The sequence below is a fragment of the Lacrimispora amygdalina genome (assembly GCF_900205965.1).
Classification (GTDB): domain Bacteria; phylum Bacillota; class Clostridia; order Lachnospirales; family Lachnospiraceae; genus Lacrimispora; species Lacrimispora amygdalina_A.
This window is the reverse complement of the sequence record NZ_OAOF01000011.1, coordinates 121,703-136,271: the sequence shown is the minus strand read 5'-3', so window position 1 is coordinate 136,271 and position 14,569 is coordinate 121,703. Positions and strand designations below refer to the sequence as shown.

Annotated in this window: 13 protein-coding genes and 1 riboswitch; of the genes, 7 read left to right on the top strand and 6 right to left on the bottom strand. The window is 45.7% G+C overall.

Features of this window, described 5'->3' with window-relative positions; all coding sequences use genetic code 11:
* Positions 1-6 precede the first annotated feature (6 nt).
* Positions 7-1,341 (bottom strand): putative aminohydrolase SsnA, encoded by a 1,335-nt coding sequence (gene ssnA / locus CRO04_RS15465; RefSeq protein WP_097005162.1) that lies wholly within the window; start codon positions 1,339-1,341, stop codon positions 7-9.
* A gap of 320 nt (positions 1,342-1,661) precedes the next feature.
* On the opposite strand from ssnA, the gene CRO04_RS15460 reads away from it, so the two are divergent.
* From CRO04_RS15460 to CRO04_RS15430, 7 genes are read left to right on the top strand one after another with little or no spacing between them, the layout of a single operon-like run.
* Positions 1,662-2,312, top strand: coding sequence for a helix-turn-helix transcriptional regulator (locus CRO04_RS15460; RefSeq protein WP_097005161.1), 651 nt, complete (start codon positions 1,662-1,664; stop codon positions 2,310-2,312).
* Positions 2,313-2,369: 57 nt separating this feature from the next.
* Positions 2,370-3,575: a diaminopropionate ammonia-lyase gene (gene dpaL, locus CRO04_RS15455; RefSeq protein WP_097005160.1), complete on the top strand. Its 1,206-nt coding sequence runs from the start codon at positions 2,370-2,372 to the stop codon at positions 3,573-3,575.
* A gap of 27 nt (positions 3,576-3,602) precedes the next feature.
* On the top strand, positions 3,603-4,916 hold the full coding sequence (locus CRO04_RS15450; protein ID WP_097005159.1) for a YgeY family selenium metabolism-linked hydrolase: 1,314 nt from the start codon (positions 3,603-3,605) through the stop codon (positions 4,914-4,916).
* Positions 4,917-4,943: 27 nt separating this feature from the next.
* The gene (ygeW, locus tag CRO04_RS15445) at positions 4,944-6,140 is read left to right on the top strand and encodes a knotted carbamoyltransferase YgeW (RefSeq protein ID WP_097005158.1); all 1,197 of its coding nucleotides are present in this window, start codon (positions 4,944-4,946) and stop codon (positions 6,138-6,140) included.
* Between the two features lie 17 nt (positions 6,141-6,157).
* Positions 6,158-7,102, top strand: coding sequence for a carbamate kinase (arcC, locus tag CRO04_RS15440; protein WP_097005157.1), 945 nt, complete (start codon positions 6,158-6,160; stop codon positions 7,100-7,102).
* 23 nt (positions 7,103-7,125) lie between these two features.
* The gene (locus tag CRO04_RS15435; protein WP_097005156.1) at positions 7,126-8,451 is read left to right on the top strand and encodes a uracil-xanthine permease family protein; all 1,326 of its coding nucleotides are present in this window, start codon (positions 7,126-7,128) and stop codon (positions 8,449-8,451) included.
* A 52-nt stretch (positions 8,452-8,503) separates the two neighbouring features.
* Positions 8,504-8,968 carry a TspO/MBR family protein gene (locus tag CRO04_RS15430; protein ID WP_097005155.1) on the top strand — a complete coding sequence of 155 codons (465 nt, stop codon included), beginning with the start codon at positions 8,504-8,506 and terminating at the stop codon, positions 8,966-8,968.
* 91 nt (positions 8,969-9,059) lie between these two features.
* On the opposite strand, the gene CRO04_RS15425 is transcribed toward CRO04_RS15430, so the two are convergent.
* The 5 genes from CRO04_RS15425 to selD all read right to left on the bottom strand — a co-directional run bounded on the left by CRO04_RS15425 (position 9,060) and on the right by selD (position 14,551).
* On the bottom strand, positions 9,060-10,427 hold the full coding sequence (locus CRO04_RS15425) for an NCS2 family permease (RefSeq protein WP_097005154.1): 1,368 nt from the start codon (positions 10,425-10,427) through the stop codon (positions 9,060-9,062).
* A gap of 22 nt (positions 10,428-10,449) precedes the next feature.
* Complete coding sequence (locus CRO04_RS15420) at positions 10,450-11,730, bottom strand: amidohydrolase family protein (RefSeq protein WP_097005153.1); 1,281 nt, start codon at positions 11,728-11,730, stop codon at positions 10,450-10,452.
* 134 nt (positions 11,731-11,864) lie between these two features.
* Positions 11,865-11,960: riboswitch (purine riboswitch) on the bottom strand.
* Positions 11,961-12,108: 148 nt separating this feature from the next.
* A complete protein-coding gene (locus tag CRO04_RS15415; protein ID WP_097005152.1) occupies positions 12,109-12,345 on the bottom strand; it encodes a DUF3343 domain-containing protein in 237 nt (78 codons plus the stop codon).
* A complete protein-coding gene (locus CRO04_RS15410) occupies positions 12,342-13,499 on the bottom strand; it encodes an aminotransferase class V-fold PLP-dependent enzyme (RefSeq protein ID WP_097005151.1) in 1,158 nt (385 codons plus the stop codon). The genes CRO04_RS15415 and CRO04_RS15410 overlap by 4 nt, the downstream gene beginning before the upstream one ends.
* Positions 13,496-14,551, bottom strand: coding sequence for a selenide, water dikinase SelD (gene selD, locus CRO04_RS15405; protein ID WP_097005150.1), 1,056 nt, complete (start codon positions 14,549-14,551; stop codon positions 13,496-13,498). Before selD ends, CRO04_RS15410 begins: the two co-directional genes overlap by 4 nt.
* Positions 14,552-14,569 lie beyond the last annotated feature (18 nt).

The following is a 14,569-nucleotide window of genomic DNA, read 5'->3' as shown; positions in this document are numbered from 1 at the left end:
GTCTGTTTATCGTCCGTTGATCCGTGCAGCAAGCCCTTTTGCAGCTTCTCTGCATTCTGCCATAAGCTTCTCTTCATCAATTCCCATAAGGATTCTGTCTTTCATAAGAACCTTACCGTTACAAACGGTGGTTACCACGCTGCGTCCGGTCATGCCAAACAGAATATGGCTGTTTACATTGTCCGCGTTCATGGGTGTCAGCGGAATATAATCCGTTACAATGACATCAGCAGCAGCACCTTCTTTTAAAACTCCCAGCTGCCTCTTAAAATATCTGCCTGCAATCTTTGCATTTCCTTCAAAAAGCATATTTGGAACCTCGCTCCATGCTGCATTAGGATCACATAAATGGTGTTTATGAAGCACATTGGCTGTCTTATAGGACTCCAGCATATCGTGGGTATAGCCATCTGTTCCCAGACCGGTTAAAATCCCCCGTTTCACCAGTTCCATCGTGGGCGGACAGCCGCAGGCATTGCCCATATTGGACTCCGGATTATGCACTACCATAGTGTCCGTATCATGGATTAAATCCATCTCATGGGAATTAATGTAGATGCAGTGTCCCAGAAGCGTCTTCTCCCCAAGAATCTGAAAGTCCATAAGGCGGTCAACAATCCGCTTGCCATGTTTATGAAGACAGTCATGAAGATCCTCAATTCCTTCTGCCACATGTATATGAAAGCCTGTCCCGTCCGGTTTATGGGATGCCGCAAATTCCATGGTCTGATCCGATATGGTAAACTGGGCATGCATTCCCATCATACCTGCAATCATATCCGTATCATCAGAACCAGCGTGGCGGATAAATGTCTCATTCTCAAGAATTCCTTCTCTCGCTTTTTCGTCTCCGGCACGGTCGGAGACCTCATAGCACAAACAGGTTCTGATCCCGGTTTTTTTCGCTGCTTGCTCAATCCGGAATAAGGAATCCCTGATCTGCCCGAAGCTGGCATGGTGGTCAAAAACAGTCGTTACTCCATTCTTAATGGAATCCACATAGGTGGCCATAGCACTTAAATAGACATCATCCAATGTTAAATTCCGGTCTATGGTCCACCAGAGTCCGTCAAGAATTTCCAAAAATCCATGGGGATTATATCCGTCAATGGCTAATCCTCTGGCAAAGGAGCTGTAAATATGCTCATGGGTATTTAAAAAGGCCGGCATAATGACCCCTCCCCTGGCATCGATATATTCTGCCTGAGGGTATTCCTTTTTTAGCTCACCGGTAGTCAGAATCTTTTTTATCACCCCGTCTTCCATCGCCACTGCTCCGTCTTCCAGAAACGGATTCCCGGGATCTCTTGTGATCATTCTTCCATTACCAATTATCAGCATGATTCCATCTCCTTTTCGATTTTCTTATATTTGAAAGTAAATTACTAATTTTCTTATGTATACAAACCTTACAGAATAATTTTTAAAGGTCATTACTTTATTTTCGCAATCTGCTTTCTTTTCATCTGTTTAAACTTATTTTTTTATGCACATTACACTATAGCTTTCGTTTAAAAACAGTTTATCATTTCACTTTGAGAAATGCAAGCATGATTTACAAAAAAAATTAGCAAACCTAAAAATTTTTTAGAAAACCACTTGTAATTAAATTTTTTTATGCTATGATGAATTTAACAACGAACCTGCAAGGAGGAGAAAAAATGGATTCAAAGCTTCAGTTACTGACACAGATTGCGCAGGGGATGGCAGCCCACTTTGGCAGCCAATGCGAAGTGGTGATTCACGACCTGCACAAGGAAAACATCGAAAACTCCATCGTTTTTATTGAAAACGGCCAGGTCAGCAACCGTAAAATCGGAGACGGGCCTTCTGAAATTGTTCTGGAAACTTTAAAAAAGGATCCCGATCTTTTAAAAGACCGCCTCTCCTATCTAACAAGAACTGAGGATGGCCGTATACTGAAATCCAGCACGATGTATATCAGGGGAAACGGTCATACCGTGGACTACATCCTTGCATTAAACTATGACATTACCGGACTGCTTACCGTGGAGAATGCGGTAAAATCCCTGATTTCCACCGGTGAAACTGCAGGAGATCACAATAAGGAGCCTAAAAAAATCACCCATAACGTCAACGATCTGCTGGACACTTTAATCGATCAGTCTGTTGCTTTAGTTGGAAAGCCGGTGGCCCTGATGACAAAGGATGACAAGGTGGCTGCTATTCAGTATCTCAATGACGCAGGTGCATTTCTCATTACAAAATCAGGTGATAAGGTATCCAGCTTTTTCGGTATCTCAAAATTTACATTATACAGCTATATGGATGCAAACAAAGAAAAGGCTTAAGCAGCATGCAGACGAAACCCGATGATTCTATTTTATTATAAAGGAGAATGTGCAGACATGAAACCAATTGAATGGGCTGTAAACACCATGCCGAAAACCGATGACAGACATCTGCCTGTCATGGCGCCTGAGGAGATTTTAAAGGCGAGAAACTTCCACAAAAGTTTCCCCCAGTACAAAGAAACTCCTCTGACAAAACTCCCCCATATGGCGGACTACCTTGGGTTAGGTGAGATTTACATAAAAGATGAATCTTACCGGTTCGGCTTGAATGCATTTAAGGTTTTAGGTGGTTCTTATGCCATGGCCAAGTATGTGGCGAAGCAGACTGGAAAAGAAGTCTCTGATCTTCCCTATCAGGTGCTGACATCCGATGCGTTAAAGAAAGAATTCGGTCAGGCCACTTTTTTTACCGCGACAGACGGCAATCACGGAAGAGGTGTTGCATGGGCTGCCCGCCAGCTTGGACAGAAGGCAGTTGTCTTTATGCCAAAAGGTACTACATTAAACCGGTTTAACAACATTAAGGCAGAGGGCGCCGATGTAACCATTGAGGAATTCAACTACGACGAATGCGTCCGCATGGCTGCTGATGCAGCTTTAAAGGTAAAGAACGGTGTTGTTGTACAGGATACCGCCTGGGATGGATATGAGGAAATTCCGGCCTGGATCATGCAGGGGTACGGCACCATGGTCATGGAGGCTGGCGAACAGCTTATGACATACGGGTGCGAAAGACCTACCCATGTGTTTGTTCAGGCAGGTGTTGGATCTCTTGCCGGAGCAGTAATTGGATACTTTAAAAACCGCTATCCCGAGAATCCGCCTGTCTGTGTTGTAGTGGAAGCGGATGTTGCTGCCTGTCTTTATGAAGGCGCAAAAGCAGGGGATGGTAATATCCGGATCGTTGACGGCGATATGCAGACCATTATGGCCGGTCTTGCCTGCGGAGAACCGAATACAATCTCCTGGGATATTTTAAAGAATCATACCGACACATTTATTTCTGCTCCTGACTGGGCTGCTGCAGAAGGTATGAGAATGCTGGCTGCACCAATAAAAGGAGATACTCCTGTTACATCAGGAGAATCGGGAGCTGCACCATTTGGAGTTTTAGCATCCATTATGAAAGATGACTCCTGTCACGCCTTAAGAGATCACCTGGGACTTAACAAAGATTCTAAAGTTCTTCTTTTCTCCACAGAAGGAGATACCGATCCTGACCGTTACAAAGCCATTGTCTGGGAAGGAAAAGAACGTTAGTCATTTATAAAAACGGAGGGTAAAAGCATGGATTACGAAAAAATCAAAGAAGCAGCTAAAAGCTATGAAGCAGATATGACAAAATTTCTGCGTGACATCGTAAAATTCCCTGGGGAAAGCTGCGATGAAAAAGCTCACATTGACCGGATTGCACAGGAGATGGAAAAGCTTGAGTTTGACAAAGTGCAGATCGATCCCATGGGCAATGTACTTGGATTTATGGGAACCGGAAAGACACTGATCGGTTTCGATGCCCACATTGATACGGTAGGGATCGGCAACAAGTCCAACTGGAATTTTGATCCTTACGAAGGCTATGAAACCGATACGGAAATAGGAGGAAGAGGTGTCTCCGACCAGTGCGGCGGACTGGTATCTGCTGTTTACGGTGCCAGAATCATGAAGGATTTAGGGCTCTTAAGTGACAAATACACCGTTCTTGTTACCGGTACCGTACAGGAGGAAGACTGCGACGGACTCTGCTGGCAGTACATTATCAATGAAGATAAGATCCGTCCGGAATTTGTAGTATCCACCGAACCGACGGATGGAGGAATCTACCGCGGGCAGAGAGGACGTATGGAAATCCGGGTTGATGTAAAGGGAATCTCATGCCACGGTTCTGCACCGGAACGTGGAGACAATGCTATCTATAAGATGGCTGATATTCTTCAGGATGTCCGTTCTCTTAACGAGAATGATACAGCAGATGGCAATGAGATTAAGGGACTTGCCAAAATGCTTGAGCAAGCTCATAATCCCCAGTGGAAAGAAGCAAACTTTTTAGGCAGAGGTACCATCACTGTCTCAGAGATTTTCTTCACATCACCAAGCCGCTGTGCAGTAGCTGACTCCTGTTCTGTTTCCTTAGACCGCCGTATGACAGCAGGGGAGACCTGGGAAAGCTGTCTGGAGGAGATCCGCAGTCTGCCAAATGTTAAGAAATACGGAGACGATGTCACCGTTTCCATGTATGAGTATTCCCGTCCTTCCTATAAAGGACTTACCTATCCAATCGAATGTTACTTCCCAACCTGGGTCATTCCTGAGGATCATAAAGTAACCAGATCATTGGAAGAAGCTTATAAGTCCTTATACGGGAATACCAGAATCGGTTCTGAGGAGACAGTTTCCATGCGGCTTGCACGTCCTCTCACCGACAAATGGACCTTTTCCACCAACGGCGTTTCCATTATGGGACGCAATCAGATTCCATGTATCGGCTTTGGCCCGGGAGCAGAGGCCCAGGCTCATGCGCCGAATGAAAAGACCTGGAAGCAGGACCTTGTCACCTGTGCAGCCGTATACGCTGCACTTCCCACTGTTTACTGCAATGAATAAAACCACGATCAGGAGGCTTACCACATTATGAAAACCTTACAGGATTATATCGACAAACTGAATTCCTTAAATTTCAAGGAGATGTATGAAAATGACTTCTTTTTAACCTGGGAGAAAACGGACGACGAACTGGAAGCAGTCTTTACCGTTGCCGACGCCCTCCGCTTTATGAGAGAAAACAACATCTCTACAAAGGTTTTTGAAAGCGGACTTGGAATCTCCTTATTCCGCGACAACTCCACCCGCACCCGTTTTTCCTTTGCTTCTGCCTGCAACCTTCTGGGACTGGAAGTACAGGATTTAGACGAGGGGAAATCCCAGATCGCCCATGGAGAGACAGTCCGCGAAACTGCCAACATGATCTCCTTCATGGCAGATGTGATCGGCATCCGTGATGATATGTACATCGGAAAAGGCAATGCCTATATGCACCAGGTTTCTGATGCGGTAACAGAAGGATATAAGGATGGAATTCTGGAACAGAAGCCGGCTCTTGTAAACTTACAGTGTGATATTGACCACCCAACGCAGACCATGGCTGATATGCTCCACATTATTCATGAATTCGGCGGCATCGAAAACTTAAAAGGGAAAAAACTGGCCATGACCTGGGCCTACTCTCCTTCCTATGGTAAGCCCTTATCTGTTCCCCAGGGTGTGATCGGATTAATGACACGTATGGGAATGGAAGTGGTTCTGGCCCATCCGGAAGGCTATGAAGTAATGCCGGAAGTGTTAGATGTGGCTAAGGGCAATGCCGAAAAATCAGGCGGTTCCTTCCGGGTATCCAACGATATGGCTGATGCATTTAAAGATGCAGACATCGTTTATCCAAAGAGCTGGGCACCGTTTGCAGCTATGGAAAAGAGAACCGATCTTTATGGCAATGGAGACATGGACGGAATCAAAGCACTTGAGAAGGAGCTTCTGGCACAGAATGCCAATCATAAGGACTGGTGCTGTACAGAAGAACTGATGAAGACTACGAAGGACGGAAAAGCGCTCTATCTTCACTGCCTTCCTGCAGATATCAACGATATCAGCTGCAAAGACGGAGAAGTAGAAGCTTCCGTATTTGACCGTTACAGAAATCCGCTTTATAAGGAAGCCAGCTATAAGCCATACGTAATTGCTGCCATGATCTTTTTAAGCAAATTTGAAAATCCCCAGGAAGTATTTAAAAAGCTGGAGGAAAAGAATTCACCGCGTAAGTTCTCAATCTAACCAAGGGGATCACTCATATGGAGAAAAAAAAGAGAATTGTAATTGCCCTGGGCGGAAACGCCCTCGGCAATACCCTGCCGGAACAGATGGCAGCAGTCAAGATCACCTCGAAAGCCATCGTAGACCTGATCGAAGAAGGATGTGAGGTGGTGGTTGCCCATGGAAACGGGCCACAGGTGGGAATGATCAACAATGCCATGAGTGCATTGTGCAGAGAGGATCCCACGCAGCCTAATACCCCTCTTTCCGTCTGCGTCGCCATGAGCCAGGCTTATATCGGTTATGATCTGCAGAACGCACTGAGAGAAGAACTGGTGAACCGGAATATCAGACATATTCCGGTGACCACCATGATTACCCAGATCCGCGTAGACGAGCAGGATCCGGCATTTTCAAATCCCTCCAAGCCAATCGGACATTTTATGACGAAGGAACAGGCCAAGGAGGCCGCAATCAAATACGGATACCTGATGAAGGAGGATGCCGGCAGAGGTTACCGCCGTGTGATCGCCTCTCCAAAGCCGCAGGAAATCATCGAAATAGAGGCCATACGCTCTCTTGTAGACGGCGGACAGCTGGTGATTGCATGCGGAGGCGGAGGTATTCCGGTAACCTTAAATGGCAATCACTTAAAGGGCGCCAGTGCAGTCATTGATAAGGACTTTGCCAGTGAGCTTCTGGCAGAGGAACTGGACGCAGATCTCCTCATTATATTGACAGCCGTGGAGAAAATAGCCTTAAACTATGGCACACAGGACGAAACATGGCTGAGTGACATCACCGCCAGCCAGGCGAATCAGTACATTCGGGAGGGCCATTTTGCACCTGGATCCATGCTTCCCAAGGTGGAAGCAGCAGTAAAATTTGCCGAATCCGGGAAAGGGCGGACTGCCCTCATAACTCTGCTGGAAAAAGCAAAAGAAGGAATACTCGGAAGCACCGGAACCCATATACATCAGTAAACTTATAAAGGAGTATAAATGCCATGAGTCAATCTGACAGACAGTATGCATCTATCTTTGAACTCGACGGCATCCCCAAATTTTCTCACACAATCCCCCTTGCAGTACAGCATCTGGTTGCAATGATCGTCGGCTGCGTCACACCACCCATCATTGTAGCAAACGTCGCAGGACTGGAAAGCTCAGACCGGGTCATCCTGATTCAGGCTGCCCTGGTAGTCTCCGCCCTGTCCACTCTCCTCCAGCTTTTTCCCATAGGGAAAAAGAACGGATTCCGCCTCGGCTCTGCCCTTCCTGTTATCCTGGGCATCAGTTTCGCATACGTCCCCAGTATGCAGTCCATTGCTGCAGATTATGGAATTTCTGCAATTCTTGGAGCTCAGATCGTCGGCGGTATCGTAGCATTTCTGGTAGGATTTTCCGTTATGCGGATCCGGAAATTTTTCCCCCCACTCATTACCGGAACTGTCGTGTTTACCATTGGGCTCTCCCTCTACCCTACTGCCATTAACTATATGGCCGGCGGAGTCTCAAGCCCCTCCTACGGATCCTGGCAGAACTGGACCGTCGCTTTCCTTACACTGGCTGTGGTCACAGTACTGAACCATTTTGGAAAGGGAATTTATAAGCTGGCTTCTATTCTCATTGGCATCATAGTGGGATATGTGGCAGCACTGCTTTTTGGTATGGTCAATTTTTCCAACATTGCAGCTGCTTCCTTATTTTCTATACCAAAGCCTCTGCATTTTGGCATTGCCTTTGAACCCTCTTCCTGCATTGCCATCGGACTCTTATTTGCCATTAATTCGGTTCAGGCAATTGGTGACTTTACCGCTACCACCAGCGGTTCCATAGACAGAGAGCCAACCAATAAGGAACTGCAGGGGGCAATCATGGGCTATGGAGTAACAAATATTTTCGGCGCTTTTTTAGGAGGACTTCCCACAGCGACATACAGCCAGAACGTGGGGATCGTAACCACCACGAAAGTGGTCAACCGGTATGTTATGGGTTTAACTGCAGCCTTCTTACTGGCTGCCGGTCTGATACCCAAATTTTCAGCCGTGCTTACCACCATTCCCCAATGTGTGTTAGGAGGCGCAACCGTATCTGTTTTTGCCTCCATTGCAATGACAGGTATGAAGCTGGTAACCTCTGAAGAAATGAACTACCGCAATTCCTCTATCGTAGGACTTGCTGCAGCACTTGGCATGGGAATCTCCCAGGCTACGGCGGCGCTTTCCACATTTCCTGCCTGGGTAGTCACCATCTTTGGCCGGTCTCCTGTGGTTGTGGCAACTCTGGTCGCTATCTTATTAAATATTATTTTACCGAAAAACGGGAAATAATTTCACTAATGCGGGAATAAGATTGTATTAATTACAGAAACGGGAGATTTCTATGAACAGTAACAGAAAAAAATTTATTTTCTTCCTGGTACTACCTCTGGCAGTGGGCGCTTTGGCTGGATTTTTAACAAAAAACAGCATGATGCTATACAAAGACTTAAACCGGCCGGCTCTTTCCCCTCCTGGATGGATCTTTCCCATCGTATGGACGATACTATATCTGCTCATGGGGTTAGGATCTTATATCATTGCCCAGTCCTCTTCTCCCAGGCGGAAGGAAGCACTACGGCTTTACGCCATTCAGCTTTCCCTCAATTTTATCTGGAGCCTGGTATTCTTTAACCTGCAAAACTACCTTCTGGCATTTCTTATTCTGCTGCTTTTATGGTATTTTATAATTCGTATGATTACAGCCTTCTGGTCTGTAAACCAGACAGCCGCCATATTACAGATTCCCTATCTTTTATGGGTGACATTTGCAGGATATTTAAATCTGGCCATTGTGCTTTTGAATTAATTTTTAATGAAACAAAGAAAAACGGCGGTGACATGGTTCACCAGGCAATATCTGCCTGGCAGGACCGTGTCACCGCCGTTTCGCCGATCTATCAGATCAGTATATATTTCAGCACAAAGAGTACAGCTAAAACATACATAAGAATGCTGATTTTCTTTTTCTTTGCGCTGCCTGTAACAACGTTAATAAATACATAAGAGATAACACCCATTGCAATACCTTCAGAAATGCTGTACATAAACGGCATGGCAATAATTGCAATGTAGCATGGAAGTGCCTCTGTAAAATCGTTAAAATCAATTTTTGTAATTGATGTCATCATTAAAAATCCGACAACGATCAAAGCTGGAGCTGTTGCGAAAGAAGGAATCGCAAGAAAGATCGGGGATAAAAACAGGGATAAGCCAAAGAGTATCGCTGCTACCACTGCTGTTAATCCGGTTCTTCCGCCTTCTGACACGCCTGCAGCGCTTTCCACGAAAGTTGTAGTTGTGGATGTACCAAATAATGCTCCTAAAGAAGTACCTACGGCATCTGCCATCAGTGCACCCTTGATCTGGGGAAGCTTTCCATCCTTATCCAGCATGTCTGCTTTGGATGCAACACCGATTAAGGTTCCCAGTGTATCAAACATATCAACAAACAGAAATGCAAACATGACTACCAGAAAATCCATTGATATAATTCTGGAAAAATCCAGCTTTAAAAAGGTGGGTGCCATGCTTGGAATTCCAAATCCTTTTGAAAAATCCGGGAATACACTGAACATTCCAATTTCAGGATTTGGCTGGTAAAGACCAACTGCCTGGCAGATCATACCAAGAATCCAGGTTGCCAGAATTCCCCACAGGATGTTCCCTTTTACATTCTTTACAACCAGTACTGCAGTAATGAGGATGCCAATAATCGCAAGTAAAACAGTGATACCTACAGAATGGAAGGTTCCGTCAGTCAGGGATGACTTAAAGGAATACATGGTTACAAGAGTCGCTCCGTCAACCACTACTTTTGCATTCTGAAGACCGATAAAGGCAATAAATAAACCAATACCAGCTGATACTGCATGCTTTAAATTCATTGGGATCGCATTAAAAATCGCCTCACGGACATTGGTCAGTGAAAGCAGAATAAAGATAATACCTTCGACGAACACGGCTGCCAGAGCCATCTCCCAGGTATAACCCATATTCAGAACAACGGTATAAGCAAAGTAAGCATTTAATCCCATTCCTGGTGCCAGTACAAACGGGTAATTTGCAAGACCTGCCATTAAAAGTGTTGCAACCAGGGATGCCAGCGCTGTGGCCGTAAAGACTGCACCGCTGTCCATTCCGGCTGCCCCAAGAACGCTTGGGTTTACCGCCAGTATATAAGCCATTGTCATAAAGGTTGTAATTCCGGCTATAATCTCGGTTTTTAAATCTGTGTGATTTTCAGATAAATGAAATATTCGTTCCATACTTCCTACCTCCTTAGGTGCTCTAAAAAATTCGTTTCCCATCCACATACTTCCCCGCGATGTGCCTGTCATCCGACAGGTAGATAAAACGTTCCAGCCGTTCCCTCGTACTTAGCGGCTGGGGATGACTTAAACTGCTGTCATCCAGAATCAGAGCATCAAACTCATAACCTTCCAGAAAGCTGCCTGCCTTTCCAAAGAAAGAGCCTCCTCCCAGAGTTCCCAGATAGAATACCTCCTCAATCGTAACAGGTTTTAATGAGGAATCCACAAGACGCCACCGAAGCTTTGATACGGATATGGCATCTGACATAGCACGGAAAATGGACTCAACGCTTCCTCCTGCTACATCCGTACCCAGGCCTGCGTTTAATTTCAGGTCCAAATAAGTACGCATGGGTGCAATACCAGAAGCAAGATTGGTGTTAGACTGGGGACAATGGGCAATATAAACTCCCCGCTTTTTTATCAGTTCAATCTCCTGTTCAGACGAAAAGACACAATGAGCCATTACTGTCTTTTCCTCCCCACCGAACATGCCAAACTGATCATAAGCTTCGCCGTAGCACCCGGTGCTGGGGCATAAACGTTTCACCCATTCAACCTCACTTATATTCTCCGATAAATGAGACTGAACCGGCAGTTTATATTTTCTTTTCAGTCTTCCCAGCCGCTCCATGAGATCATCAGTACAGGACGGAATAAATCTGGGTGTCAGAATCGGAGTTACATTCTGATACTTTCCTCTTGTCTTGGAAAGCCAGCGGATTGTTTCCGCCTCTGACGCCTGTGCACCTGATTCACATAAATAATCCGGTGCATTCCGGTCCATATTGACCTTACCAACCATCGTCTTTAAACCGGTTTCTTCCATGAGATCCATTAACAGCTCTGTGGCCGGTCCGTGGATGGTGGCAAAGATACAGGCTCTTGTCGTCCCGCTTCTCTTCATTGCTTCTGCAAATATCTGGTAGGCCTTTTTTGCATATTCCAGATCGCCATATTTGGCTTCCTCCGGAAACGTATTGGTATTCAGCCAGTCTAACAGCTCTAAATCCATGGAAAGACCACGGAAGGAATATTGCGGTGCATGAATATGAAGATCAATCAGCCCCGGAATAATCAGCTTATCGCTACAGTCAATCACCAAAAAATCTAAAAACTGCTGGGGTATGCTTTGAAATACTCCGGCGCACTTCCCATTCTGGCATATTAAAAACCCCTGCTCCACCGTTCTTAACGTATGGGCATCCTCACTATAACAAATGTTTCCCTTTAGTATAAAATTTTTATCACCGGTCATAGAACCTCCTGCTTCGCACAAACAAAAATACGGCAGCCAAATTGCAATGTTCCTAAAAACCAAGCAATAAAAAACTACCGTCTCCTTTGTCGCTCCAAACGTGAACACAAACAGCGCAGCCCAAAAAGCCGCCTACCTGTCACGAGGAAACTTATAGACAACTATTACGGTAGTTGGTAGAAACACTCATCCAATTATGAGCATATATAAGTTTCTTTGAATACTGATACTTAACATATTTTGTGACCTCTGACAGGTTGACTATAACATATTGTAAAACTATTTGTCAACGCTATTTTTATTTCAAATCATTTATCAATATATGCTGTCATCTTAACATATATGATATATTTTTCAGATTATTATCCATTTGCACTCCTAAATCAGATATTCCCCTACAGCTTCCCACTTGAGACCTTCCTGTTCCATCCATTGCAGGATATCTCCTTCCCAATGAACAGGCATCACCCAGGAAAGTCCACAGCCCGCTTTAATCTCTCCCGGTACCGGAATAATTCTTCCCGGAATTTTTTCTCTTATGCAGGCCGTCTCCATGGCAATCGCTTCAGTAACCGTATGAAAAGTCACTACGGTTTTTAACTCTTTCCGCCTCATATCAGCTCCTGTTCCCTGCTTAGTTCTCTGACTGCCGCCACTGCCTGATCAATTTCTTCTTCCGTATTAAAGTGGGACATGGAAAACCTCACAGCACCCTGCTTTACAGTACCCAGTGCCTGATGCATCAGAGGAGCACAGTGAGCACCTGCTCTGGCATATATACCATAAGCAACTGTCAATTCATCTGCCACCTCACCAGAATCCAGGCTTCCAATATTAAGAGCTACAACGGGAGCCCGCTGCTCCAGGCTCTTTCTTGAAAAATCCCCGTAGACGGTAACTGCTGGAATGTCCTTTACTCCTTCATAAAACCGTCTCATTAAAGACTGCTCCCGTTTACGTATGGACTCCATACCTGTCCGGCTGATATAGAGCAGGGCTGCGTGAAGTCCTGCAATGCCATGACAGTTTAATGTGCCGGCTTCCAGACGTTCCGGCATCTGCTCCGGCTGCGTCCGCAGGAAGCTTTGCATCCCGCTTCCTCCTACAATCAGAGGCTCTATATTAAGCCCTTCCCTGATGCAGATTCCACCGGTTCCCTGAGGTCCCAACAATCCTTTGTGCCCTGTGAAGCAGACCACATCAATTCCCATCTCCTTCATATCAATGTCAAACACACCGGCAGTCTGTGAAGCGTCCACCAGGAAAAGAAGCCCATGCTTTTTGCAGATATCCCCAATGGTCTTTAAATCATTAATATTTCCAGTTAAGTTAGAGGCATGGGTGCATACCACTGCTTTCGTATTGCTTCTGACTGCAGCCTCAATCTCTTCATAATGAATACAGCCATATTGATCTGCAGGCAGAATAGTCAGTTCCATTCCCCGATCCTCCATACGGTAAAGAGGACGAAGTACAGAATTATGTTCCATCATTGTGGTGATCACATGGTCACCCGGACGAAATATCCCTTCTATTGCCAGATTTAAACTCTCCGTAGAATTGGCAGTAAATGCCACCTGGCCGGGACCGTCTCCATGAAGGAGCTGGGAAATAAGACTCCGGGTATCGTAAATCATTCTGGCAGCATCAAGAGATGCACCGTGAATCCCTCTTCCAGGATTGCCCATATGAAGCATGGCATCAGCTACTGCCAGTCTTACTTCCTCAGGTTTATGCAGGGAAGTGGCTGCATTATCCAGATAGATCATAAGTGACTCACCAGTTTTACTGCTTTTTCCTGTCTCTTTGTAACTCTTCCGATTATGCGGCAGGCAGTTTCCATACCTGCCTGTAGGAACGTATCCATAATCCGCTCCCCGTCTTCCCTGGAAACGCTGATTAAAAGTCCTCCTGAAGTCTGGGGATCGCAGAAGATATCAATCATGCATTCCTCCGTATTACCGTAATCCACGCGGTCACTGGTATAGGATCGGTTTTTATACGCCCCTTCCGGCACCAGCCCCATTCGCGCAAGTTCCACGGCTTCTTTCTGTACCGGAAGATCACTTACTGAAATCTCCAGTGTTACACCGCTTCCATCAGCCATCTCAACCGAGTGGCCTGCCAGACCAAACCCAGTCACATCGGTACAGCTGTGAACCTCAAACTGCTCCACGACCTGCTTGGCCCTGCGGTTTAACGAAGTCATGACTTTTATGACTTCATCTCTTGCCTCACGGGAAGCAAGATCAGCCTTCACCGCAGTATTAACGATTCCGGTTCCAAGGGGTTTTGTCAGAATTATAACATCTCCCGGCCTTGCTTCACAGTTTTTAAAAATCTTATCCGGATGGACAAAACCGGTTACACTCAGCCCGTACTTCGGTTCTTCATCCTGAATGGAATGTCCTCCTGCCAGTACGGCACCTGCTTCCAGAACCTTTGACGCTCCGCCCTCTAATATCCTTCCCAGAATAGCAGGGTTTAAGCAGTTCGGCCAGGCCACGATATTCAATGCGATTTTCGGTTCTCCTCCCATGGCATAAATATCGCTGAGTGCATTGGCAGCGGCAATCTGGCCAAATATAAAGGGATCATCTACAACCGGTGTGAAAAAATCAAGCGTCTGGATCAGTGCCAGTTCCTCATTTACTTTATAAATCGCACCATCATCCGAGGTTTCAATCCCCACCAAAAGACTGGGATCCTGAAACTTCGGTAAATGTTCCAGAATACCTGCCAGGGTTCCCGGACCGATCTTAGCGGCACAGCCGGCTGTTTTCGTCATTTGAGTTAATCTTACTTCATTGTCAGGTATCATTCTTACCATCTCCTTCTT